Origin of the sequence: Legionella norrlandica, assembly GCF_000770585.1 — a bacterium.
GTDB classification, from domain to species: Bacteria; Pseudomonadota; Gammaproteobacteria; order Legionellales; family Legionellaceae; genus Legionella; species Legionella norrlandica.
This window is the reverse complement of record NZ_JNCF01000004.1, coordinates 41,309-67,264: the sequence shown is the minus strand read 5'-3', so window position 1 is coordinate 67,264 and position 25,956 is coordinate 41,309. Positions and strand designations below refer to the sequence as shown.

Genomic DNA, 25,956 nt, shown 5'->3' with positions numbered 1-25,956 from the left:
TAGAACAATAGAGGTCGTTATCCATACAAAGCCCGTGTTTTAATTTCCCGACCGCCCAAAAGATGATCAATAGCCTGACGCATTATTAATTTTGCTGATCTTAAATAGGTTGCTTCACTTAAATTATCTACAGCTATAGCAAGTAAATGTTCGCCAGGAATATTTTTATCATTACCCAAAACGAAACCTTCGCCAGGCACGAATTGATAATAGGCCCCAGGAATAATCAATTCTTCTGTGCGTGCCTCATGAAGAAATGAGAAAGCATATCCACATGCCTTAAGTAATGCCCATTCGAAACGACGCAATAACGCTTCAATGCTCTGCCTTTCACGTGTAGAGGCCAAGCCATTTAATGTCAACTGATAGGCATCAAACAAATCAGGGTCACTACAGTCGGAGCTTAGCGCATGATAAAGCAATTCATTGATGTATAAGCCGGAAAAAAGAGAATCCCCTTCCAGCTCCAACATAGAGGAAGTGTTTTCTATAGTTCTTGAATAATATTGGTTATACCGCTCTTCAATACTAACCCATAAGGGAATAAAAGATTGGAGTAAGGATTGCTTTTTAGGAGTCCTTCCTCCTTTGCAAAGACAACTAATTAATCCTAATTCTTTCGTAAAAAACTTGACTCTGGCACTAGTATCGCCAGACCATTGTTTATGAATCACCCAGGCATGCAGAGATTTAATGGTCATAACCTAATTGTTTTAATATACGCTCATCATCAGACCAACCTGACTTCACCTTACACCAACATTGCAGGAAAACTTTCTTGTCTAACATTTTTTCCATATCCAAACGAGCACTAGTTGCCATTTCCTTTAGTTTTTGACCTTTATCTCCAATCACCATTCTCTTATGATTTTCTTTATCTACCAGAATTAAAGCATGAATACGAACCAAATTCCCTTCATCTTTAAACGATTCAATATCTACTGTCACAGCATATGGTAACTCTTGGCCGCAAAAACGGAAAATTTTTTCGCGTAGGAGCTCAGCACATAAAAATTTCGTCGATCGATCAGTATACTGATCATCGGGAAATAAATGAGGACCTTCAGGTAAATAAGTTTTTAATTTCGCTTCTAACTCGTTTACTTGCACACCTGTTTTTGCAGATATCGGAATAATCGCTGCAAACTCATATCGTTGACTTATTTGTTCTATCCACGGCAGAAGCGTTGTTTTATCAGTAATTTTATCAGTCTTGTTAACTACTAAAATACAAGGAATTTCTGCACGTCGAATTAAGTTCAATACATACTCATCTTCGTCTTTCCAATGGTCCCATCCACAATAAAAGCAATAACATCGACATCACGCAATACGCTAATAGCGGTTTTATTCATCATTCGATTAATCGCTTTTGTATTCCCTTGATGAATACCTGGAGTGTCTACATAAACAAACTGAAATTCGCCTTCTGTCTGAATACCTAAAATGCTATGACGGGTAGTTTGTGGCTTTCTGGAGGTAATACTTAATTTTTGCTGTAGAATACGATTCAGCAAAGTTGATTTGCCCACATTAGGTCTACCTACCAAAGCAATATATCCGCAATAACTATTCATTAATCTTAATTCCTGTTTATTTTTAAGACATTTTAACAGTCATGATATAAAACTTCCATACAGGAATTATGGAAACTAAAATTTCACTATAGATACTTGATATTTCAGTTCTAATTCGAGTAACCTTTGCCTGACTGTCACTAAATTATAAATGATTTTTTGTAGTAGATAGCTGAGGGTTTCTTATCTACAACTTATACAAGTATACAATATGACAGCAGGTCTTTTACTTTATTTTAAACAATAAGTCTTTATGCCTGATTTTGAAACCAACAATGGTCATACTCAAGTTGTTGTACCTTTAAGAGTTACACCATATACCCATAAAGCCATGCCAACCATTACTGGCAGTGTTTTTAGCTATGAAGCTGGAACGGTTTTATATGGGAGCTATACCATGGAATATCTCCTTCCAGGAGGCGACAGATTACGCTTAATAGCTAACCATAATAAAAAAACAGTTCAATTATTGTTATTTACCCATAACCCTGAATTTTTAAAAGCCCTTCCAGGAGAAAGACCATCCTCGTTAGTAGCTGATATAATTAATCGCATTAATCGCTATAAACTTCATGCTGAAAATTATAAAAAACCGCTAAGCCTGAACAGCAAGAAAAAATTAATCTAGTCAATGCGGGTGTACTTGCGTTAAGTAAATTATTAAAAAAAGAAAGGCAATTAAAACCTCACGATTACACAGGCCATGAAGAATTAAGAAAACAAGTGATTGTCATACTTGGACGCTGCCAAGATGGCAATCGTTTGATTGCAAATAATCCCGTAGTATCGGAAGGCAATTTAGGTTATGAGCTTTATAGTGCCCTAAAAGCAGCACGGCATTATCAATTTAATCGAGTTTTTCCTGTTTCCCGTCAAGACCAAATGGACTTCACCAAGATCACCAAAACACAAAATGGTGAACCAGTCGCCCCTTGTTTTATCTGGGATAGTGAAATACACATTGGACATAATAATCAAGATCTTGATGATGCCCTAAGGTCTATTTGTCAGCTTTACCAACTTAATCCAGCCCCAGAACTTAAAGATTTACCGGCTAATCGCTTTGCCAAACTGGAGCAATTTATTACTAAACTATGGCGTGATGGGCAAGATTGGATGCGCTATCTTGCGATTACTACCAAACCTAGCCATAAAATCGAAGTCCAAGAACGCTCAAATGGCGTATCGATTACCCAAATTACCCCTTACTATAAACTCAAAGGGCTCCCTCAACAAGGTTATACCAACCTCGTTGAACTGGTTAAGAGCTTCACAGAAAGTAGTAATGAACCAATCACAGCAAAGAGTATAAAAAAAGCAACAAAACTGCTAAGTCTATTACCTGATGGCAACTGGGTTATTGTGCCAAAAGATAAAACAATCTTGTTGCGACTTGAAAACAAATTAGTTCCCCTCCAATATTTTATTCATGATCAACTATTTTATCCCTTACCAGATGGGGAAGATTTATATATTTTAAGTCAAATCAGTAAAAGACATCTTTATCTTCCTGAAAGAGTTAGTCTTCGCCTTAGAGCATTTATTTCCCGAATACCTGATTTTTTTAAAAGCTTCTACACAAGCATGAGTCAATTTATTGTACACGATCTGCATGAAGAATTTTTTAATCATGTCCATGCTGGCCATGCTCCCAAGAGCGTTTCTTCCGAAACAGGTAAACATCCAGGATCAAAAAAAAATAAAAGCCATTCTTTACATAAGGCTCTGGAAAATCAAGGATTCCTTGCAAATGGGCAAACCCTTGAAGAATTTATTAGAGATCAAATTAATAATAGCCCTTATGTAATTGCACGAGCAAACCATCTTCCTAGCCCCCACACTTATGAAAACCCGTTGCATAGAATCCTGGGAGTAGTGCGCCATTTGGCAGGATTTTTTATAGACACCAGCGAGAGAAATCCAATGATTGGGACATTAGCTATGGCTGCTTATGTCTATGGAGCAGGTGCAGTACTTGCCCCTAATGTTCTCGCTAATATATTAACGAAGCTACATTTAAGTGGTCTGATTCATGGAATTGAGCCCGTTCAAAAATTAGCTCGTTTAATGAACCATGGTACGACTTCAGAGGCCATCTCAGCCTCTGCAACACTCTGGCAAGGCATGGTCGTTAGCGGTAATTTGGATAAATTTTTTGTTGATGCTGTTTCTATCTTAAAAGAAGATCCAGCAGAAATTGCCATAATTGCCGCTTTAGCGCTCAGTCTTGGTTATGGTTTAACCAAAGCAATTCCTTCTTTACAACATGAAATGGGTGATTTTCCCTACACTAATTATGCTGCTCTCGGCGGTAAAGGCGGAGCAGCTGTCTATGATACCATTATGCATCCAGGTGATGACTGGTTACTTGGAACTTGTAAATGGTTCTGTAAGAACATTATTAATATTGGAAAACTAGCTTTTGCTCCCTTTTTTGAAGGTTTTTATTATGGCTACCAAAATGGTTTTATCAATGGCTGGAAAAAAAATGCCATTTTAGTAAAACGGTTAAGCAAACAAACAGTGGCTGCTACTGCTGATCTTATTTTGGCTATTTTAACTATCCCTTTACTGGAAGGGAGTTCTCTTTTAATTCATGTCCCTTTTAGAGGGATCACCAATTTTTTTCGTAAAACACTCGCGACAATGGGGAATATCAGCAAGATAGGTCAATTACTTATTGAGATCGCAGAACGACCCTCTACAAGCAACTTTGTCTCTGAATTTAAATTCTCACCTCTTTATGGTTTTACCTCCCCTTTTGGACATTTTTCCAACAATATTTTGAGAAACTGCAGTATTAATGGCATCCGATTGATTTTTTTACCCCCTCTGCAACTCATTAAAAATTGTTTGGTTCTCCCTCTGATTGATGCTTTGTCATTAACTACAAGAATAACCTTATCTATTATTAACCCAATTTCAAGAGTCATTGCCTACGCTGTCGGTAGCATCCTTTATAATTTCGGACAGTTTTGGGATAATTCGGTAGGTACCCTATTCTCAGCTGGCGCTCATGGGCTGACTTTGATTTGCAACCAAATTGATAATCAGGCCGGAGAATTAAAACAATATTTACTCTCTTTCATTGAGGTAAATCGCAGCGAATTATATCATTGGGCATTTCATGAAGAAGACTTGCAGACGCATAGAAAGCTAGATGATCATCAATATTATTTAAGCGAACCTAGGCGCTGTGAACTGATTCCGCATTCAGACAGTCATTGTTTATTACGTAATTTATTAGGTGATAACAGATTCAACCTCTCTCAAAAAGGATCTGCTCCACATCAGCATTTTCCAACTTTATTCAATAACGCAACTAATGCAGCAGAAAATACTGAAGCGAATAGGGAAGGAAACATACTGACTCTTTAATTTTTTAAACCTTTTATTTGCAAATTGAATTACTTACTCCTAAGATGAAACATTAAAGTAATGGCAATTTATTATGTAAAATACGGCAAAACATGAATAAACTGATGTTTTATTGACCAATATTGTGTATAATATAAATTAACTATGGGCATTTAAGGATCCTGTTTATGGTAAAAAAAAGCAAATCACCTGAAGTTCATACAGCTAAAGCACATACTAAATCTCAAGAAAAAGAACATACACAAAAGCCTACAACAGTTGAACAAGTGCCAATTGAAAACAATAAGCAAATCTCAGCAAAAGACAGTAACAGAGAAGAGAAATCGTATGCCTCTGATACTAAAAAAGAAATCAAAGACAAAGAATCTGTCAAACCTTTCAAAACTTCATTTGAGAAATGGATTGAATCCAGCTTGCTTGATCCACAGGCAAAAGAAGACAGTGGTTCCACCATCAATTTGGGCCGAGAAGGCTTAAAAAATTCCTTTCAAGTAAAAAAATTTCTTATGTCCCCAGCCGGCATAGAAGTTGTCAATGAAATAAGTCACCACATAGTGCTTGAAAAAAACATTCTTTTGCAACATCAGGAAAAAATACAAGAACATGAGCTCTTCATGCGCCGTTTAAAGGCTGCTTTGTTCCTATGGTATCTATCTGAAAAATCAGAGGCGGCAGAAAAAGTTAAAGAAATCATCCATGATCAAAATGAAAAAGCAATAAAAGATGCCGGAAAAACAAGCACTCCAAGCAGTACTCAGCCCAGCTCCACACAGCAAAATGAAGCCTTACAAAGTATGCTCAGAGAGTATGATGATCTCATCAAACGTGCTCAAGAAAATGCTGCAAAAAGAGAGGATCTAGAGAAAAATCTGAATAAATTGGAACGTCAAGGAAAAGAAATAGAGGATAAATATGATCTCTATGAGCAGGAAGCCAGTACTGAAGAATTAGACAGTTTCTTGGTAGACACTGAAGACCTGTCTCTTGATGAAATTGAAGAACGAATGGAATTCTTCTCCAGAGATGGCGACAAACTCATGCAATTAATGAGCAAGCATCAAGGCGATGAGCAAATGACTCAATCTTTGCAACGTGAACATGATGGCATAAAAATGAAACTTGCTGCTTTACAAGTTATGCGTGATGTTCATAAAGGAGAAAAGTCTTTTGTCAATGAAAAGGGAGAACCTGCATCATTAAAAGATGCGAAATTAATTATCAATAAAAATCAAGAAGTCATTGGTCATAACGGACAGTTTTATCTTGTACAAAAAGGTCAGTGGGATGCGATTAAAGGGAACTCTGAAGCATTAGAGAAAGCTGAGAAAGATTATGCTAATGCCCAAAAAGACATGGTAGGAATTAAGCTCGAAGCAACAATTCAAAGGCTTACCTTGAAAATGGAAGAGCAATTGGAGGAGCTTAATAATTTTATTATTAGTCGAGATCCAGCCGATAATGAAAAAGTACCTGAATTGATGCAGCGTCATAATGGGGCGAATTTAAAATTAGCTAACCTTCAGGATATGCTTGCAGTGCACCGAGGAGAAAAACGCTTCATTGATGCTAAAGGCAATCCTGTTGACTCATTAAAAGAGGCCGAATTTGTTATAGGGAAAGAGCAAAAGCTTGCTGAAATAGATGGCAAATTTTATCCTATCCATCAAGAACAACGGATTCTTGAAAAAGATGGTAAATTTTATCTCTTGAACCAAAATGAAAACTGGGAATCAATAGAACACAGCCCGGAAAAACAAAAGCAAGCGGAACAAGCTTTTGATCGCCTTAAATACGAAACACCAATGACGGTTAAGAAATTGGTACATCATAACAGAGGGCTTGAAACTACTGTACATAAAGGACGTGTTGAAGAAGCAAGGCAGCAAGTACAAGACAATAAAAAAGAAGGGCTCGAAATTGCCAATAGCATTAGTAAATATCAAGCCACCATGAGTAACGCTTTAAGCCAAATGAATCAACCTAATTTGAGTCAGGATACACCCACTCTGTCCCCATCTGGAGGCAGTACAAGCGCTTCATCACCGAAGCCAACTCCAAGCCTCGCTTCGGTTACTATGTTTTTCAAAGCCAAAATAGAAGAAATGAAGAATTCGGAAACTTCTGGCCTCACTCGTGATCAACTAAAGAAACTCCAACTTCAAAATCAAATTCCTGCTGGACCAGCCCGTAATTACTATACACTCGCAATGAATCAGTTGCCTCGTAAAGGGCCAATCCCCTTTCAAATGATGCAGAGCCTATTGAGAAACTTAGAAAGATTTGGAGTAGATACTACAAAACCTAGCGTTACCTCAATACAAAGCGAAACGGACAAAGCTCAGGAGCAACGATATAACCCGTTTGATATTACCCCTACCCCATTTAAAGCTTCTTAATGAAAATTTTAGAGGGGTTTATTTCCTAGCCCGGATTAGGCAAAAACCGTGATCCGGGAAGATTTTTCAATCAAACATTGACAAAACAACTTTCAAAATCCATACAAACATCATTCAAGTTGATGTTTTTCTTATCAAGATACTTGCCAATTGGCAATAAGTCTTCTACCATTAAAAGTTATTGCAGAATTTCGGAATTAAACATGATTATAGAAAAACTGTTGGGTAATCAATCTGTAATAATAGCTCTGGATATTGATAATTTCTTATTTGATCGCCTGGATCATATTTCTGATTCTGGTTTTGATTTAGTTGAAATTAATTCAACGGATGCTAATCTTTTAGCAAAAATTAAAGATCAATACCCTACACTAAAAATTGGAGCCAGCGGCATTATTGATACCCAGCAGCTAGAACAATGTTATCAAGCTGGCGTCCTTTTTGCCTCCAGCCCTGGTTTTTTACCTCCCGTTGCCCAAACAGCCAGTGTTTATTCCATGTGTTATTTCCCAGGCGTTGCTACGCTTTCAGAAGCGATGGCTGCAATACACCTTGGATTCCAACAAGTACGCCCCTGTCCCGCTAACCAGGTATTTTGCAATATGTTAAATAAATACTTACCGAAATTAAGTTTGTTCCCTACCGAAATTGAGTGGAATGAAGCAGAGCATTACCTAAACATACCTACTGTTGCAGCAGTGGTTATTCATAACCCGGATAAAAAACAATTGAATGCCTTAGCGAACTTGGCGCACTCAATTATCTAATATCAAGGCAGGGAGAAAATACGATGGAGCAACTACGCTTCCATTATCCTCTGCGGATCAGTAAATCCAGAACCAGAATTGCAGCTCCAATGCAAATAGCACTATCTGCCAAATTAAAAGTAGCAAAATGATAGTGTTTATAATAGACGTCTATGAAATCAACGACATAACCATGCAATCCCCTGTCAATCAAATTACCTAAGGCCCCACCTAAAATGAGGCTTATGCCTAAAGCCTGAAATTTTGCTCGTTCTGGAGTGCGAAGCAGCCAAATCACTAAAATAATGCTCATTAAGAGGCTAAACCCGGCAAAAAACCATCTATGCCAATCACCAGCACCACTTAAGAAGCTAAAGGCAGCCCCTGTATTAAACGCCAAGGTAAAATTCAACATAGGAATAACTGGCATCGGTTTATAGGGAATTAACAATACCCCAACCCAATACTTACTTACCTGATCACAGATAATTACCAAAATACTGAGTGCAAACCAAGGCCATTTTTTCATATGTAAAATCTCTCTTCATTCTGCCCGCTAATATTACCTACACAGCGTGAACACAACTCAGGATGCTCTTTATTCTGACCAACGTCTGCGCGTCTATGCCAACAACGAGTACATTTCTCATAAGCACTGGCAACTACCTGTATAGAGGCGCCACATTCAGTGACGGGTAATCCTTTGGGAGATTGATTGATGGGATAAACTGTTGCATCCGATGTTATCAATAAAAAACGCAATTCCTCATTTAATCTCGTCAGTTTGGGTAATATCTTATCATCAGCATAAAGAGTCACCTCAGCAGCTAAAGCAGAACCTATTTCGCCTTTCTGCCTGGTTTCCTCCAAAGCCTTATTGACTTCATCACGAATTAAATGTAGTTGCTCCCAATCTTCCATATTCACATCAGTAATCATTGGCCACGCATCATACCAATGTTCAATGAAAATGGATTCATTATTATATCCAGGAATCGCTTGCCATATTTCTTCTGCAGTAAACGATAAGATAGGAGCTAACCAAACAGCAAAGGCTTTAACTAAATGATACATTGCTGTTTGGCATGAACGTCTCGCGATACTGTTTTTTGCAGTCGTATATTGTCTATCTTTAATCAAATCCAAATAGAAGCTGCCCATATCGACAGCACAAAAATTATGGATTTTCTGATAAATCAAATGGAAATGATAATTTTCGTAGGCTGCAATAATTTCTTCCTGTAAAAGCTGGCAACGCATTAGAGCCCATCTATCCAGCTCCAACAAATCCTTGGCATTAACACAATCAGTATCTGGATTAAAATCAAATAAGTTAGCTAATAAAAAGCGGGCTGTGTTACGAATTCTCCGGTAAGCATCGGCATTGCGCTTAATAATTTCCTCAGAAATACTCACTTCATGACGATAATCAGTCGATGCCACCCATAATCTTAAAATATCAGCTCCATGTTGATTTACTAATTTATCCAAAGCGACATAATTCCCCTTGGACTTTGATAGCTTTTTGCCTTCCGCATCAACAGTATATCCATGAGTCAATACAGTTTTGTAGGGAGCCACCCCATACATTGCGACTGCAGTTGTTAAAGAGGAGTTAAACCATCCTCTGTGCTGATCAGAGCCTTCAAAATAGACATCTGCTGGAAACCCTAAATTATTATTATGATATAACACACTATAATGTGAGGTGCCAGAATCCAACCATACATCCATAGTATCTATAATTTTATCGTAATATTGAGCGTCATCTCCAAGTAATTCGACACTATCCAATTCAAACCAAGCGTCAATACCTGATTTCTCAATCATCAAGGCAACTTTTTCTATTAATTCCAAAGTATTAGGATGAAGCTCTCTTGTTGTTTTGTGAACAAACAAAGGCATAGGAGTGCCCCACGCCCTCTGTCTTGATATGCACCAATCAGGTCTATTCTCAATCATATTGCCAATTCGAGCTTTCCCCCAGTCCGGCACCCAATTAACTTCTTCAATTTGATTCAATAAAGCCTCCCTCAAATTGGCTTTATCCATCGAGATAAACCACTGTGGGGTAGCAAGAAAAATCATTGGGGATTTGTGGCGCCAACAATGGGGATAGCTGTGTCGGAGATTATCGTTGGATAAAAGAACGTTTTTTTCTGATAATACCCCCAAGATACTGTCATTAGCCTTTAATACTGAAAGGCCCGCAAATAATTCAACATCTTCTGCAAAGCATCCATTGGCCAAAACTGGATTGATTAATGGCAAATGATAAGCTTGGCCTACCAGATAGTCATCAGGGCCATGCGCCGGCGCAGTATGCACGCAACCAGTACCTGATTCTGTAGTCACATGCTCACCAAGAACTACTGGGACATGTCGATGGTAAAATGGGTGTTGTAATTTAAAGCGCTCAAAAACTCGTCCCTTAGTGGAACCACAAATTTTATAATGGCTAATTTTGTATCGTGCCATCACAGATTCAACCAAATCGGTAGCTACAACATAATAAGAATTGCCAGCATCAATTAATGAATAATCAATTTCCGGATGCAGACAAACTGCTTCATTCGCTGGTAATGTCCAAGGGGTCGTAGTCCAGATAGGCAGAATTAAGGGTTTTACATCAGGGTTAATTCCAAAACATTCAATAAAATCTGATGGATTTATTGCTGCAAAAGCCACATCAATAGAAGGAGAAATCTTATCTTCATAATCCACTTCTGCTTCCGCTAAGGCAGAGCCGCAATCAATGCACCAATGGACTGGTTTAAACCCTTGCTGCAAATGGCCATTTTTAATCATTAAGCCCAGAGCTCTGACTATATTTGCCTCATAACGATAATCCATAGTTACATAAGGATTATACCAGTCTCCCATAACCCCAAGCCGTTGAAATTCCTCTCTTTGTATATCTATTTGACTTGCAGCATACTCCCTACATTTAGCGCGAAATTCGCTGGGAGTAATCTTCATTCCTGCTTTACCTACTTTCTTTTCTACATTCAATTCTATAGGCAAACCATGGCAATCCCACCCCGGTACGAAGGGCGCGTCAAAGCCACTAAATGTCTTTGATTTAATAATAATATCTTTAAGAATTTTATTTAGCGCATGCCCGCAATGCAGATGGCCATTGGCATAAGGAGGACCATCATGTAAAATAAAACGCTTCTTCCCAGATCGAGATTTGCGAATCTTTTGATAAATTCCTTTAGCTTGCCATTCTGCCAGCATTTCCGGCTCTCGAATGGACAAACTTGCTTTCATTGGGAATGAAGTGTTTGGAAGGTTTAAAGTATCTTTATATTCTGCCATAGGTGCCTACTCTGCCAAATCATTAATCTCTCTTGATAATTTTCAATTTTTTCCTGTGTCATTTTAATAGTAACTGTTCGCCCTGTATCGCCGAAATGCCATATTTTTGGCCCATCTTGAACGATTACTGTTAATATGCAGTAAAAAGCTTGGACGCCAAATCACCTTAATAGGTAAATTAAACTACATCGCCGATCCTGTTCATGACATTATTTGATTGATCATTTGCAAGGCTATACCCCTGCTTTAAAAATGCCTTTGCTTCTGTAATATCACGATTAATCTGTGTAATTAACGCATCCACAGACGTGAATTTAACTTCATCCCGAAGTTTGTGCAAGAAAATTACTTGCAATAGTTCCCCATAAATAGACTCATTAAAATCAAACAAATGCACTTCCAAAATATTTTGGGTTCCCTCAACAGTAGGTCGCGTTCCAATATTCGCTACTCCAGTTACCATTTTTGAATGGATATGCACTTGGACAACGTAAACACCTTGTAATGGTACCGATAAACGATGCATGCCCAAATTGGCAGTTGGAATTCCCCATTGACGCCCCCTTCCATCACCTTTTATTACCCGTCCACACATACTGTAAGGTCTACCTAAAAACTTGGCTGCCTGAGGCAATTCTCCTCTTTGCAATGCTTCTCTAATTTTGGTGGAACTCACTTTCTCATTTCCAATGAAAAAATCAGGATAAACATCCACTTCACAAGAATAATTAGCGCCCAAAGTTTTAAGTAATTCAACATCACCCTTTCGGTCTTTACCAAAACGAAAATCTTGCCCAACTAAGAGATATCGTATTTTTAATCCTTCCAATAGGTAATGACGAGCAAAAAATGATGCCGTGGATTGAGCCAAGTTTTCATCAAATTTTATACAATACACGTAATCCACCTGACATTGGCGTAATATGTCTATCTTTTCCCTTAAACTAGAGAGCCTGGGAGGAGCATTATTTTTATGAAAATACTCTCTAGGCTGAGGCTCAAATAATATCACAACCAGAGGCAACTGCAGCTTATCTGCTTTTACCCTTAACGCTTTAATCAAATGCTGATGCCCTATGTGAACACCATCAAAATTACCAATGGTGGCAACAGCACCTTTATCAAATAAAGCAAAATGATTGGAACCACGTAGCAATTTCATTAGTCGATTCAATTCGAATTGTAAAAAGACATAGTATACTGGTTTTCTGAAGTTTATTGAATGTCAGGTTTTATTTAAAATTCCATTTCCCCGACAGCAACCATGTGCCTATAGGTTGGTCATTCGATCCAATATGGGATATTGAATACGCTTTTCAATGATGCCTGTGGATCAAAATAACTCAACCTATAAAACCCCAAACTTAATTAAAACAAAATACGGGTTTAATCAAAGCTTCTTAATTAATGATTTACTTTAGGCCTTACAATTAAAACATCACATTCTGCACCATGCAAAATGGCATTGGCAGTGGATCCTAATAATAAAGAAAGGCCGTGCTTTCCATGGCTTCCAGTAACGATCAAATCAATTTTATGCTCTTTCGCTACCCTTAAGATTTCATTTTTGGTTGAACCAAACTCTATAAAACGGTGCCTCTCATCTACGCCTAATTTTTCAGCCAATTCATTTAATTCTTTTTCAGCTTGCTCACGAATAGACATCTCTACTTCAGCAAATCCTGCAAAACCAGGGTAAGCATAAGCTGGGATCGGTTCAACTACATGCACCAAGATTAAATCAGCATTATTTTCATCAGCTATTTTTTTTGCCTTCTCAGCTGCTCGTAGACCCACCTCATCAAAGTCCGTAGCAAATAATACCCTTTTATACATCATTTTCTCCTTAAAATTCTGATGGCTAAGTTAAGATTAGCAGATTTGAGCCTGTTTTCCCAGAATTAGGGGGAGCAAAGACAATTTTTGCCCTTCAATTTGTGACCTAACCTATGCTGGAAAGACCTTCCACAGTTCGTATCCAAGGATTTAATTTGACAAGCTCAGCTGGCAATTTTTTTATATTCCTCTGAGCCTGGACCTTACTCTCATATTCTCCAAAAGTTAATATGTACCAACTGCCCTTTGCATTTGTAAAATGTCTTATCACGCTTTGCGCAAGCAGTTTGTTATTTTTCTTAAATTTGTTGATATCTTCCATTTTATGGCTTGCAGCCAACTGTATGGTATATAAATGATTATTTATATTTTTTTTAACTACAGTTCTCTGATGAGTTGGTTTCTTCTGTGCCAAAATTGGGACCGAGGGCAATTTAGACTCACTAATCACTACTGGTGATTTCTGAGATAATGCTTGCATAGACTGATTATTAGGTTTTACCTTCGGAATAACAACTACTTTATCCACAAGGGCAACTGTATTAATATTTTCCTCTTCATCCAAGAAATCATCTAAAATTTGTTTTTTAGGTAACCCATAATGAACCAATTGTCTTGTAGAAGAATCTTCCCATGAAGCAATATAACTCGCTAATTGCTTCATAGATGGAGTCTCAATTTCTTTAACAATGTCTTTTATCGGAGGTGGAGTTGTCACAGCAGCCAAGTCAGGTAGTTTATTGGCATCGTATACCCTATCAAAATAGAAGTAGGATAGACTTGCTGCAATAGCAACACTTGCTGCCAAACCAGTTCTTTTTAAAATAGCATACTTATTGTTTCCATTTTTAGTTGAGCAATTGGAGATAAATGATCCCAAATTTGCATTGATTTTCGCCAAATTTCCTTTACTCAACTGATAAAATTGCTTGAATTGCACGTCAGTAAGTGGTTTGTTAATTAAATGAGAGTTCATTACTCGTTGCAAAACATAAGTTCTGGTTTCACCTTCAGTCAATTTTCCTAATTCTATGGTGTGTATAAGATTACTAAATTGGTCCGTCACAAAACCATGTAGTGTAGCAATAATTGAATAATTAGAAATAAGACAAACATGAAAAAATCCCAAATTTCCCTGATTTTTTATCATGATCATGATTTCTTTGATGAAGTGTTCAGGCAAATATTGCGCATCATCAATGATCAAAAGAACATGAGTTTTTCGTTCATTGATTTGGGTTACGATGGAATGAATATCAATGTCTTTACTATGGTTAAGATGTAACTGAGTAGTAAGCTGGTTGATAATATTTTGGCTATCCAGCGGTGGTTTCACCTTAATTAATACTGATGTAATCTGTTGATCCAGATTATTTTGTAATAGAGAACTAAAACAAGTTTTCCCACCCTCTTTTTCTGACAAAACAGTTATTAGTAGATTGTTAGAAAGAATCAAATGATTAATGAAATCAATTTTTGCAAACCAAGATCTAGGTTTTAGTAAAGTCCTGGGTTGATTTACAGTTCCTTCCTCAGGATGAGTCTTATCATCTGCCATTTTTATTCTCCTTCTACAGCATTAATCAGCGTGTCATATAAACAATCTTCTGTAACCGAGTCATCAAGATAACAAACACCTGGTTTTTTCATCACCACAAAACGCAAACAATTGTTTTTTACTTTTTTATCCAAATTCATTAAGTCTCTTAATTGACTTAAATCTATTGATTTTGGAATTTTATAAGGTAATCCTGCATCAATCAGCATCTGCTCTACTTCATCCACAATCATTTTATCAAGTAGACCCATTTTTTTCGATAATAGCGAAGCGCAATAAAGCCCTATAGCTACCGCTTCACCATGTAACCATCTTTGATAATTAGTATATGTTTCTAGTGCATGGGCAAAAGTATGCCCAAGATTAAGTAAGGCGCGTTGTCCTAATTCTTTTTCATCCTGTTCTACAATTTTTGCTTTAATTTGACAACATTCTGCTATTAATTGTGGTAATTCTGGGCTATCTACTGTTAATCCTTGCTGAAGCACCTGTTGAATTTGCTTAAAAAAAGCCCCACCCACCAACAAGGCGTATTTTATCATCTCAGCAATACCTGAGCGAAATTCTCGTTCAGGCAATGTTTGTAAGGTACTTAAGTCAATTATAACAGCCATAGGCTGATAAAAACTGCCAATCATATTTTTTCCTAAAGGATGATTGATAGCAGTTTTACCCCCTACTGAAGCATCGACTTGAGCCAAAAGCGTCGTAGGTATTTGAATAAATGACACGCCTCGTTGGTAGGTAGAAGCCGCAAATCCAGCAATATCACCAACCACTCCTCCACCTAAAGCTACTATGCAAGTATCTCGATGATGTTGGTTTTGAATTAAAGAATCGTAAATGCTAAACAAACTTTGTTGATTCTTATGCTTCTCACCATCCTCTAATACAACGACATCACATTGCTTTGTAGATAAAATAGATTGCAACAAATTCAAATACAAAGGCGCAATTGTCCTGTTGGTAACGACAAACACTTGTTCTGAAGTGACGAGGCGATTGATGAAATCAGAATCCATTAATCCATTTTGGCATATAATTATTGGATATTGATATCCTGATAGAGAAATATCAACCTTGGCATAAAGTTCAAACTTCGCCATACAAATATTTTATTATGTTATTGGCTACAGCTTTTACGGTTAATTTATCAGTCTCAAAGCTGACATCTGCTAATTCATCATAAAAAGGTTCTCGCTCGTCTCTTAGCAGTTCCAGTCGTCCTTCAAGATCATCAGTTTGTAATAAAGGTCGTTTCGTATCACGTTTTGTTCTTTCAAATTGCTGTTGTAAAGATGTCTTGAGATAAATTACTGTTCCACGAGCTGCAAGAGCATTTCTATTCTCAGGAGTAATGACCACACCACCACCAGTTGCCAATACTATATTATTCTTTTGAGTCAATTCATCGATAACTTTTTGTTCTCGACGCCTAAATCCTTCCTCCCCTTCTATATCAAAAATCCATGATATATCAGCGCCAGCGCGCTCTTCAATTACTTCATCTGAGTCATAGAATTCCAGTTTGAGCTCCTTTGCCAAAGCACGTCCTATAGTACTCTTTCCAGCACCCATGGGACCAATGAGAAAAATATTTCGTACTTTAACTATGCTCATTTTTTCTTATATACCTCTTCTACTGAATTGTCATAATTAACCATGCCCATTATAACAACAAATTAGATACACGTCTTAGATGATTTCATGATATTTACAATCCGCTACGAGATAAAGCATTACCTACAGCTCTAAGGTTTAAAGTAAATAACATAAATTAGGAATACATCCAACTACAATCTAAAAACTTCCGATATTCTACAACGGATGATAATTAATTACATACAAAATAATTACTTATCGCAATTTCTTGCTGCCCATTGAACTTGCGTCTTTGCACATTCCATGGCTTATTAAGGTTAAAGGCTTTTTAAAATATAGCAACCTAACTTATTTATTATAACACACTCACCGTATCACAAGCACAACCATTAGTTAATAGTTTTAATATAAATACAGTTTGACACGCATTAACCTGATTTGGAAAAAACCAAGAGATTAGCATGTTGGACCTCGCTATTTACGCAGCACCAACCTACTAAAAATTCGTTATATATCATCAGATAACATGATAGTTATATCTCATTTATTTATAAACTTCTTTTTCACGGCCTTCAATAGTAGTAATCGATAGAGCATTGGTTATTATTCTTGGAGTAATAAAAATAAGCAACTCTTCATTTCTCAAAGTAATTTCACTATTTCTAAATGCAGCTCCAACTACAGGTAATTCGCCAAAAAAAGGTATTCTGTTGATTGTTTTTCTCTTATCTTGCTTATAAATACCTCCAAGAACTATGGTTTGACCATTATTAACTAATACATTCGTTTGGATCTCTTTTGTAATTATCGCAGGGACTCCAAGAAATTCTCGGGGAGAAGGTGTATCCTGATTTATCTGTAAATCCATTAAAATTTTGCCATCAGGTGTAATTTGTGGTGTCACTTTCAAACTCAATACCGCTTTTTTAAATACGACCGCTGTAGCACCACTTGAAGTAGCCTCCTGGTATGGAATCTCCTCACCTGACTCAATAACTGCTGCTTGTTGATTCGTTGTGATTAGTCTTGGACTGGAAATTAATTCAGCACGCCCTTCGCTTTCCAATGCCGATAATTCCAGATCCAATAAAATATTATCACCAAGCTTAGCTAACGCAATACCCACCGAAGCTGGCGGAGCGCCTGTTAGAGGAGAAACTGCAGCCGCCAAATCCAAGTTTAATCGATCACTCAACGGAGTTACATTAGCGGGTAGTGTTCCTTGGGCTAACTGGTTAGCACCTTCCAAAGTACCACTTAAATGAGTTGGTTTAGATATACCCCATCTTATCCCAAGTTCCTGAGCAAAATCCTTCGTCACTTCAACAATACGCGCCTCGATAAGAACTTGTTTAACAGGCACATCCAATTGCTTTATCAGCTCCCTCACTTCCTCAATTTTGGTACCTGTGTCTTGAATCCAAATCGTATTGGTTCTTGCATCTACACTTATCTTACCTCTCTCGGATAGCAAGGAGTTTTGTTTATCCTTAACCAAAACAGCAATATCAACTGCTTTTGCATAATTAATTTGAATCAAATCAGAGCGTATCGGTTCCAACTTTTCTATTGTCTGTTGACTTTTGAGTTGCTCTTCCTCCATTTTATCCATAGAAGCTTTGGTGTCTATCAGCATGACATTACCCTTTCTACGCTTATCCAGGCCTTGGGTCGTTAAAATAATATCCAGCGCTTGGTCCCAGGGTATATCATTTAATCTAAGGGTTATATCTCCTTGTACCTTATCGCTAACTACCATATTAATTCCAGTAAAATCCGCCAGTAATTGAAGTACTGCTCGAATACTAATATTCTGGAAATTTAAAGAAATTCGTTTACCAGTAAATACCTGTTTTTTCAATTTCGCCTGGCGAATTTCTTCGGCAGTTAAAGGGAATACATCGACCATAAATTGTTTATTGACCTGATAAACAAAATGCCCATAATCGCCTTTGCTAAGGATGGTCATTCGAACCTTTGTGCCTTCCTGTTGCATAGTGATGATTTGTACTGGACTATGAAAATCGGAAACGTCATAACGCTTCATCAAGTTCAGTGGAATTCTTGTATTTATAAAATTAACTATTATTTCCTTACCAACTTGTGTTACATCAATTGGAATACCTGTATCAGAAACATCGATTAAAACCCTACCCCCTTGTTTCTCTATACCGCGAAAATCAATTCTTTTAATTTCGTGTTTCGCGTTCACAACTTGATTAGTTATAAATACTTCTTTGGTATTTTCGAATAAATCATTACTTTTACCAGTCAGGACAAGACTATAAACCGAACCCGCCGTACTGCCTGAATAAGATACTGAGCGATCCAATTCCAATATGGCTCTTACTCTGTCCCCTACTGCAACAATGTTATAACTACGTAATGAACCCAACTCAATGGTCTTTGTTTTCTGTTCATGAGGAAGTTGCATGTCTGTACTAATAAAATCTAATACTAGACGAGGGGGCTTCTGGGTAATAAAACTTGCAGGAAGCTGCTTTAAAGGTTTAGCAAATTGAAAATCAATTCTTACCCTATTTTCAGGCAAAGGCAGTATTTTTACTGAAATCAAAGAATTACTTTTAGAATAGGCCACACTAAAACTGACACTAATCAATATCAAAATAGCGATAATTTTTCGCACACATCACTCCTGCTTTTTGCCAGTATCCAAATTAATTGTGGTAATCTGTTTTTCCCACACTCCTGAATTTTGCACAGTCTCTTCCAGTTTAATCAGTTCATTTTTAATTAAAATAATACGGCCATAATTTTGCCCCATGTAGTCCCCAACCTTCACTCGAGTAATCTGTCCATCAGGCTGTTTTATCAGGGCCCAAATCTCATTATCTTTCTCTAAAGTACCTACAAATTTTAAAGCATCTAAAGGAAAAGCCTCCAAAGGCTGTTTAGGTCTTGTTTTATCCGGAGCATACAGATCACTCCTCTTTTTTTGATCAATAGGTTTAAATGGATTACGTCTATTATCATTTTCTGGAAACCTAAAGATAGGTAGGGGGGCAAACTTAGGAATAGGCTCAATAGGCCTTCCAGGCCTTGATTTCACATCGTTGATGTACTTAACAAGATCGCTATTATCCCCAGAGCAAGCACTCAGCAATAGAGGCAACAGCCCAGTCAATAGAATAGCTTTATTTTTAATTGTCATTGCGCCCGGTATCTATATATTTTAGCTATGATATTCATTACCAATTCATCCTGAGAGATTGTTTTTCCATTCTCAGAGGATACCCCCTCAACACTAAACTCATGCAAAGTGACTATTCTGTTCATTTCAGCCACACGACTTAAGAATCTTGCTAATTGCATGTAAGATCCCACTACTGTAATTTTTATGGGTAATTCAATATAAAAATCATGCACTACTTCAGGCTGAGGAGCAAATAATTCGAATCTCAAGCCTGAAGCAATCCCTGTCTTTGATATTTCTTCCAAAAGGCCGGGCATTTCATTTTTTGCAGGGAGCTGTTTTAGCATCGTACCAAAACGCTCATTCATCAATTGTAATTGATTACGATATGCTTGAAGGTTGGCAGCTTGGCGCTGTTTTGTTTCAAATTCCATTTTCAATGTCACTTCTTGAGCTTGTAACGTATCATATTGCTCTAAATTTGGTTTAACAATAAGCCAATAACCCAATCCTATTATTAATACGCTTATGCCGACAATAAATCCAACTTTCACCGGCAATGGCCATTGCCCAACATTCTCTAAAGTTAATTCACTTAAATTGACTTTATCCATAATTTATCGGCCTAATATTTTGGTTTAAGTACAAAACTTAATTTAAATTCGTTATTTGGAGGCTGTTTCTTTTCAACATTTGTCTTTATTTCAGTCAGAACTGGGTTCTGAATCCATACATTAGCTTCTATATTTCTCATCAAGATCGAAATACTTGTATTAGATTCGGAATATCCCCATAAGGTCACTACATCATGCTCTCTTTGTAATTTTGTAATATAAATCCCGGGGGGGGTGATTTTAATAAGTTCGTCAAACAAATGAACCATTAATGTTCTTGTTGACTGCAGATTCCGCACAATAGACATTCTCGAAACTAAACCTTCTCTAATTTGCTTTAATGCCCGGATCTCTTTAATTTGCTCATCCAAAGAAGTGATTTCTTTCTGTAAAGATTGGTTGCGTTCCGTTTGATTGCTGATTAGATGAGATGCGTAAGAATTAATTAAAAATACGATGGCTGCAGAAGCAGCAATCCCTATCAATAACAGGGTTGTAAACAACTTCTTTTCTTGCTCGCGTTTTTGTTCACGCCATGGTAGTAAATTAATTTCAGTCATTTTTTAATTTATATGTCTTAGAGCCAATCCACAAGCCACCATCAAAGTAGGGGCGTCTCTATTAATTGCATCCAAATTAACTAGTTTACCAAAGGACATATGAGACAAAGGATTTGCCACGGTAGTAGTGACACCTAATTGTTCTTGAATCAGGGCAGCCAATCCGGCTTGTTTAGCCATTCCACCTGCTAATAAAATATGGTCTACAAAACCATGTTGACTGGTAGAATAAAAAAATTGCAATGTACGTTTGATCTGCAAAAGAATCATTTCCTTAAAAGGCTCTAATACAGCAATTTCATAATCCTCAGGTAATTTGCCCTCATTTTTAGCAACGATAGCCTCCTCTCTGTTCATTTTATAGTGCTCTGCAATAGCTTCAATCAGCTGCATACTTCCAAATTTTTCTTCCCTTGAAAATATTAAACGCATTCCATGCAATACAAATAAATGGGTATAATTAGCACCTATATCTATTATAGCTACAATTTTATCTTGTCCGCCTGCAGGCAGCTCGCCTGCCAGTAGTTGGGCTGAACGTTCAACCGCATACGATTCTACGTCAATAATCATAGGCTCCAACCCTGCTTTATGAGCGGCCTCAACACGACTATTCACATTTTCTGCCCGTGAAGCAATTATTAAAACATCAAGCAAAGCGGAATTCTTGGCAGAATGTCCCAGTACCTCAAAATCAAGATTTATTTCATCTATTGGGTAAGGTATATATTTATCAGCTTCAATAACAACAAGCTCTTCCATTTCCTGTTCCGTCAGACCTTCATTAATTTGGACGACTTTGCTAATTACAGCGGAATCAGGTACAGCTAATGCTACTTTTTTAGAAGTAAATTTCGATCGGTCAATCAATTTTTTGATACAATTTGCGACTACATCAACGTCTTTGATTATATTCCCTTCAAGAGCTGTGGACGGCAACTCCTCACGGCCATATCCAACAACACAAAGTTGCTCTCCGGACTCTGAAATTTCCAATATTTTCACAGCCGATGAACTAATGTCGATACCAAGAATTGAATGATGCTTAGGTTTAAGCAATTTGAGCACTTGTATGGCCTCCCTGTATCTCTTTGTAACCCTCACGTATCACGAGAAAGATTCAAGAGATCTAATAATTAATGTTAGCGTAAGCTATTATAAATTGGAATCATTTTACTGGTGTAAAAAGACTTAAATGGAATAAACTGTTAAACAAGCTTTCTACTTGTATTATTTTTCAAAATAATGCTCTAGTTAATAAGCACTTGCACTCCAGCAAAACATTCAATATAGTGAAATACCAAGTTGTAAGGGATTTCCACATTTAGATTTTAGCTTTAAAAGGAGCTTTATTTATGACTAAGTTAGAAGAATTACTTTATACGTTGGCCTCTGTAATCATTCGCTATCATGACAGCCAACCTAAAGTATTAAACAAATTAATCACGGAAAACAATCCTATTTCCCTAAGAAGAAAAGCGATCATTCTTTCTAAGGAAATTATTCAGGATCAAGATGTTGAATTCAAAGCACGTCTTGAAGATTTAATAAAAAAATGCACCAAAGGATACTCTGACAGGAGTCCATTTTTGCATTTCATTTTACATGAAATTAGCTTTCTAAAATCAATGCAGGATAGAAAAAAATCATTCGAGCCATCCCAACTGGAAGAATACAAAAAACAAATAGCCCAGCTTTTAATCGATCTCAAACTTCTCATGATTACCCCAAAAAGTAAAACTCATGGAGTAACCTATACGAAAGCATCAGAAGACTACGAAACCATTATTTCGCTTTCCGGTTTGAAAAATGATGGATACGTAGGTGGTGAATTTTGTAATTCTGGAAATCTGATCAAAGAAGAAGTTTTAGAGGCTTTAAATATCCATATCAATTCCAAAGTGCCTGAGGAATGTTCCTCTGATGAAGAAATTAAAGAAATTGCCTCCTCTTTGTGCATGGAACATCAAAACTCTCTTGTAGTTCCAGAATTTTTAGAAGCCAACCAAAGGTTAATCCAAATTAACCAACAACAACAAAAAGTAGTTGATACTAAATCTGAACAATTACAAGACACTAATAAAAAAATCCTGGAACTACAAGCGAAGATTGAAGATCAGGACAGACAAATCAAAGAACTTGATCAGAAAGTAAAAGAGCCAATCCGCCCGCACCCAGTTTTTAACCCGGGTTTTTCTTTAGCATATGGTCTATTTCATTCAAAGCTAAATGCTCCACAAAAGCTAACTTTGGATATTAGCGATGATTCATTGACGAATGAATCTAATAAATCTCCTTCTATGAGTAATAGTAGTGTTGAATAACATCACTTCGCGCCTTCATATAGATGCATGATGTATACCTGTAAACTATTTCACTACTCTAGTGAAGCCTCCCGAGGCGCAAAGTAACAGTGTCTGTTGATATTTGACTATCTTGAGTCGAAAAATCTTGATTTTTGAGCAGGAGAACTGGGGCTAGAAAATCAAGACTTTCGGCCAAAGTATAAAAATGTTAACAGTCCTATCTAAAACCCGGCTTTTTGCTCTGCACTTTTTGTCCTACAAAACTCGCAATGTTGTATAGATTCACTGTATAATGTCGCACTATTCCCATTTAACGAAAACGAAATTCTATGAAAAAAATGGCATACTTCTGGCGTAAAGGTCTTTGGGCGCTGATGAGCCTGTTTTTTCTTTTACTGGTTGCTGGCAGCCTTCTTTATCTTTACCTCGAAAGCCAACTACCTAATGTCGACTCATTAAAAACGGTGCAATTGCAAGTACCCCTACAAATTTTTAGTAAAGAAGGTTTACTGATTCAAGAATATGGTGAAAAAAAGCGTATTCCAGTCACTTATGATGAAATTCCGCCTACTCTGATTCATGCGCTAATAGCAACAGAAGATCAACGTTTTTTTGAACACCCTGGCGTAGATATCATGGGATTAGGACGAGCAGCTGTCAGTATGCTTAAAACCGGAACTAAATCCCAAGGCGGCAGTACTATCACTATGCAAGTAGCTCGTAATTTTTTCTTAAGCCGTAAAAAAACCTTTTTACGGAAATTCAACGAAATTATGCTCGCCATCAAAATTGACAGAGAATTGAGTAAGGAAAAGATCCTGGAGCTTTATTTAAATAGAGTTTATCTGGGTAATCGGGCTTACGGAGTTGGTGCGGCAGCCATGGTTTATTTTGGAAAGCCACTGAAAGAACTCAATCTGGCTGAGCTAGCTATGATAGCAGGGCTTCCACAAGCACCATCCACCCAAAATCCTATTGCTAACCCTCTGGCAGCAAAAAAACGCCGCGATCACGTATTAGAGCGCTTGCTGGAAGAGCATTATATAAACGAAGAACAATATCAAAATGCAATAAATCAACCTATTACTGCCAAATATCATGGAACCAACATTGAGGTCAAAGCGCCCTATGTTGCGGAAATGATTCGCCAGTCTCTATATGATAACTTTGGTCCTGAAGCTTATACCAAAGGATATAAGGTATATACTACGATTGATGGGAAACTACAAAATACTGCTAATGAGGTCGTAGAGAAAAATCTGATCGCGTACGATCATCGTCATGGTTACAGAGGGCCAATAGCGAATATAGGTGAAAAAGACAGTCAATCTCCAAAGATTAGGCAACAATATCTGCGACAATATCCAGAGCTTAGCAGTCTTGTTCCTGCGGTTGTTACTGAAGTAGGGGAAAAAGAAGCAACAGCTGCTCTACAAAATGACCAAATCATTCTCATTCCCTGGGAAGGCTTATCCTGGGCTAGACCGGCCCTTAAAAAAGGATGGGTAGGAAAATCACCAACTAAAGCACAGCAAGTGGTGGCAGTAGGTGACATCATTTATGTTCACTCAGCAGAAAAACATTGGCAACTTGCCCAAATTCCTGAAGTGGAATCGGCTATGGTCGCCATGAATCCTCAAAACGGAGGAATTGAAGTATTAATTGGGGGCTTTAACTTCTCAAAAAGCAAATTCAACCGGGCTACCCAATCCAGCAGGCAACCAGGTTCCAGCTTTAAACCTTTCGTTTATGCTGCTGCTTTAAACAACGGTTATAATCTAGCGACATTAATTAATGACGCTCCTATTGTTGTGGACGACCCCAGCCAACCTAATTTATGGCGCCCACATAATGTTAATCTTAAATTCAATGGTCCTACGCGCTTAAAACAAGCATTAGTCCAATCAAAAAATTTGGTATCTATCAGAATTCTTGATGATATAGGCATTGATTATACAATTGATTTCCTAACTCGTTTCGGTTTTAATAAAAAATCATTACCTAAAGCTTTATCGCTAGCTTTAGGAAGCCTATCAATAAGTCCTATGGATCTGACAACTGCTTATGCAGTCTTCGCTAATGGTGGCTATAAAGTAGAACCTTACCTTATTGATCATATAACCGATGCGGAGGGTAAAATTCTATTACAAGCAAAACCAACCGTAGTATGCGACCCATGCGATAAAGACAAAGTTGATGCATCAACTCTGGCGCCAAGAGTGATTTCAGAAGATATTGCCTTTTTAATGAACACTGCATTGCGAGATGTAATACAGCATGGCACCGGGCGTGCTGCGCGTGTATTAAACCGTCAAGATATTGCAGGTAAAACAGGAACTACGAATGACCAGGTCGATGCATGGTTTGCGGGCTTTAACTCTGAGCTTGTAGTAACTACATGGATTGGTTTTGATAATCCCAAATCATTACATGAATACGCTGCCAATCTTGCTCTTCCCCTATGGATAGATTTTATGAAGGTAGCATTAAAAAATAAACCTGAGGTTGATTTAAAACAACCTGCTAATGTTGTAGCCGTACGTATAGATCCGGTCAGTGGGCTTCTGGCTAAACCGAATCAGGAAAATGGTATTATTGAATATTTCCGGGAAAATGAAGTTCCTGCAGAAGAGGATCAAAGTCCAGTATATAATGCAAATAATAATCAACAGGAAGAGCAGCTTGCACCTGTTGAAGAAAGCTTATTTTAAAAAATCTGACGATATAGCATGATCGGATATAAAAAAACATCACTGCTTAGGTTGTATAACTTGAATCTTGGTGGAATGCCAGATTTGTACCCAGGTTGAATGAAAAACTGAATGAGGAATCGCAGCGTTCATCAGTATATGAGCATTTATCAGCCAGTTTTTCGTTCAACCGCATAAGGTCACTGTTATGCACATGA

At 37.4% G+C, this 25,956-nt stretch carries 17 protein-coding genes and 2 pseudogenes; 5 read left to right on the top strand and 14 right to left on the bottom strand.

The window, feature by feature from the left end; all coding sequences use genetic code 11:
* Positions 1-17 precede the first annotated feature (17 nt).
* Positions 18-701, bottom strand: coding sequence for a DNA repair protein RecO (gene recO / locus OK13_RS01910; protein ID WP_035887123.1), 684 nt, complete (start codon positions 699-701; stop codon positions 18-20).
* A pseudogene (era, locus tag OK13_RS01905) lies at positions 691-1,577 on the bottom strand (GTPase Era). The gene recO and the pseudogene era overlap by 11 nt, the downstream one beginning before the upstream one ends.
* A gap of 253 nt (positions 1,578-1,830) precedes the next feature.
* Between era and OK13_RS01900 the strand changes: the two are divergent.
* The 3 genes and pseudogenes from OK13_RS01900 (at position 1,831) to OK13_RS01890 (ending at position 8,118) form a co-directional block, all read left to right on the top strand.
* Positions 1,831-4,955: pseudogene (locus tag OK13_RS01900) on the top strand (hypothetical protein).
* A 167-nt stretch (positions 4,956-5,122) separates the two neighbouring features.
* Entirely contained in the window at positions 5,123-7,351 is a 2,229-nt protein-coding gene (locus OK13_RS01895) for a hypothetical protein (RefSeq protein WP_035887122.1), read from the top strand.
* A 203-nt stretch (positions 7,352-7,554) separates the two neighbouring features.
* Positions 7,555-8,118, top strand: coding sequence for a beta/alpha barrel domain-containing protein (locus tag OK13_RS01890; RefSeq protein WP_035887121.1), 564 nt, complete (start codon positions 7,555-7,557; stop codon positions 8,116-8,118).
* 43 nt (positions 8,119-8,161) lie between these two features.
* Here OK13_RS01890 and lspA read toward each other — a convergent pair whose 3' ends face one another.
* From lspA to pilM, 12 genes are all read right to left on the bottom strand, one after another.
* The gene (gene lspA / locus OK13_RS01885) at positions 8,162-8,626 is read right to left on the bottom strand and encodes a signal peptidase II (protein ID WP_035887120.1); all 465 of its coding nucleotides are present in this window, start codon (positions 8,624-8,626) and stop codon (positions 8,162-8,164) included.
* Positions 8,623-11,418 carry an isoleucine--tRNA ligase gene (gene ileS / locus OK13_RS01880; RefSeq protein WP_035887119.1) on the bottom strand — a complete coding sequence of 932 codons (2,796 nt, stop codon included), beginning with the start codon at positions 11,416-11,418 and terminating at the stop codon, positions 8,623-8,625. The genes lspA and ileS overlap by 4 nt, the downstream gene beginning before the upstream one ends.
* A gap of 178 nt (positions 11,419-11,596) precedes the next feature.
* Positions 11,597-12,580, bottom strand: a complete 984-nt coding sequence (gene ribF / locus OK13_RS01875) for a bifunctional riboflavin kinase/FAD synthetase (protein WP_035887118.1) — start codon at positions 12,578-12,580, stop codon at positions 11,597-11,599.
* Between the two features lie 242 nt (positions 12,581-12,822).
* The gene (locus tag OK13_RS01870; protein ID WP_035887117.1) at positions 12,823-13,254 is read right to left on the bottom strand and encodes a universal stress protein; all 432 of its coding nucleotides are present in this window, start codon (positions 13,252-13,254) and stop codon (positions 12,823-12,825) included.
* Between the two features lie 106 nt (positions 13,255-13,360).
* Complete coding sequence (locus OK13_RS01865; RefSeq protein ID WP_035887116.1) at positions 13,361-14,812, bottom strand: SPOR domain-containing protein; 1,452 nt, start codon at positions 14,810-14,812, stop codon at positions 13,361-13,363.
* Positions 14,813-14,814: 2 nt separating this feature from the next.
* A complete protein-coding gene (gene aroB / locus OK13_RS01860) occupies positions 14,815-15,918 on the bottom strand; it encodes a 3-dehydroquinate synthase (protein ID WP_035887115.1) in 1,104 nt (367 codons plus the stop codon).
* Positions 15,905-16,432: a shikimate kinase AroK gene (gene aroK / locus OK13_RS01855; RefSeq protein WP_035887114.1), complete on the bottom strand. Its 528-nt coding sequence runs from the start codon at positions 16,430-16,432 to the stop codon at positions 15,905-15,907. Before aroK ends, aroB begins: the two co-directional genes overlap by 14 nt.
* 526 nt (positions 16,433-16,958) lie before the next feature.
* Positions 16,959-19,061: a type IV pilus secretin PilQ gene (locus tag OK13_RS01850; RefSeq protein WP_035887112.1), complete on the bottom strand. Its 2,103-nt coding sequence runs from the start codon at positions 19,059-19,061 to the stop codon at positions 16,959-16,961.
* Between the two features lie 3 nt (positions 19,062-19,064).
* On the bottom strand, positions 19,065-19,586 hold the full coding sequence (locus OK13_RS01845; protein ID WP_052117517.1) for a pilus assembly protein PilP: 522 nt from the start codon (positions 19,584-19,586) through the stop codon (positions 19,065-19,067).
* On the bottom strand, positions 19,583-20,182 hold the full coding sequence (locus tag OK13_RS01840; protein WP_035887110.1) for a type IV pilus inner membrane component PilO: 600 nt from the start codon (positions 20,180-20,182) through the stop codon (positions 19,583-19,585). The genes OK13_RS01845 and OK13_RS01840 overlap by 4 nt, the downstream gene beginning before the upstream one ends.
* Before the next feature lie 11 nt (positions 20,183-20,193).
* Complete coding sequence (locus OK13_RS01835) at positions 20,194-20,742, bottom strand: PilN domain-containing protein (RefSeq protein WP_035887108.1); 549 nt, start codon at positions 20,740-20,742, stop codon at positions 20,194-20,196.
* 3 nt (positions 20,743-20,745) lie between these two features.
* Positions 20,746-21,810 carry a type IV pilus assembly protein PilM gene (gene pilM / locus OK13_RS01830; RefSeq protein ID WP_035887106.1) on the bottom strand — a complete coding sequence of 355 codons (1,065 nt, stop codon included), beginning with the start codon at positions 21,808-21,810 and terminating at the stop codon, positions 20,746-20,748.
* 287 nt (positions 21,811-22,097) lie between these two features.
* Here pilM and OK13_RS01825 point away from each other — a divergent pair, with 287 nt between their 5' ends.
* Both OK13_RS01825 and OK13_RS01820 read left to right on the top strand, forming a co-directional pair.
* Positions 22,098-23,066 (top strand): hypothetical protein, encoded by a 969-nt coding sequence (locus OK13_RS01825; RefSeq protein ID WP_035887105.1) that lies wholly within the window; start codon positions 22,098-22,100, stop codon positions 23,064-23,066.
* 311 nt (positions 23,067-23,377) lie between these two features.
* A complete protein-coding gene (locus tag OK13_RS01820; RefSeq protein ID WP_035887103.1) occupies positions 23,378-25,759 on the top strand; it encodes a penicillin-binding protein 1A in 2,382 nt (793 codons plus the stop codon).
* Positions 25,760-25,956: the final 197 nt, after the last annotated feature.